We start from the raw sequence: 872 nt of genomic DNA, 5'->3' as shown, positions 1-872 counted from the left end.
AATTGTTTTATGATATTCATCCAAATTATAACTCTTTTGTAGTGCAGTGACTATAACAACCGCTACAACAATAATAATGGTCGCTATCAAAACAACCATTACCGTTATAAGTAAAACAACACTCTCAGAGACATCATAAAAAGAACGTATGCCGCTTAATGGTTATGCGTTTGGCTTTTAATTTTGGCATCGTTGACCTCTTGATGCCTTCGGTCAAATAAACCAGCCTTTGGTTTGTCTGGCCATTTTTTTATCGCTCTACGCTAGGTGCTTTACCATAGCCATTTTATGATAGACACTTTTAATATATAGCCGATCCACTATAAAAAAATACAGTGCTACTGGGATAAATTTTGCGTAGCCTCTGTCTGCGCAGGCACAGCAAGCAAGAAAAATTTGTCCCAGTAACACGTGATAATATTTGTACTTATTTTATTTAGGACTGACTATAATTAGGCACTTTTAATATAATAATGGGATAACCTTATGATAAACAAAACCTTTTTAAAGACCACGACTGCTACTGCTATGGTTGCTGCTCTATTAACGATAACAACAGGCTGTGTCAGCGCTCCTGGTGGCTACAATGCTTTTGGCGACGTTTATGAAGATATTTATAAAGACAGCAGTGTGTATAAGAAACACAAGAAAACCATTAAAAGCATCGATAAGGATTTTTATCGCCCTGCGATCGAGCAGCAAGCGGCCAATAAGGTCAGCAGTATGGGTTACCGGGTTAGAGATGTTAAATATAAAAAGGGCAACAACACTATTAAAGTGAAAGCCGAGCGCGGCGGCGAAGACTATAAAATCGAGCTATAGTCAATCCCACCTAAAAGTGTTATAAACTAATTATCAAACCCAATTGCTAC

1 protein-coding gene is annotated in these 872 nt (G+C 37.6%); it reads left to right on the top strand.

All coding sequences use genetic code 11. The features are described from left to right. The first annotated feature begins 486 nt into the window (after positions 1-486). Entirely contained in the window at positions 487-822 is a 336-nt protein-coding gene (locus EI161_RS14510; RefSeq protein ID WP_192529984.1) for a hypothetical protein, read from the top strand. The last annotated feature ends 50 nt before the right edge of the window (positions 823-872 follow it).

It is taken from the genome of Psychrobacter sp. FME5, assembly GCF_014861375.1.
In the GTDB taxonomy this organism is placed as follows: domain Bacteria; phylum Pseudomonadota; class Gammaproteobacteria; order Pseudomonadales; family Moraxellaceae; genus Psychrobacter.
This window is presented reverse-complemented; position numbering and strand designations above follow the sequence as displayed.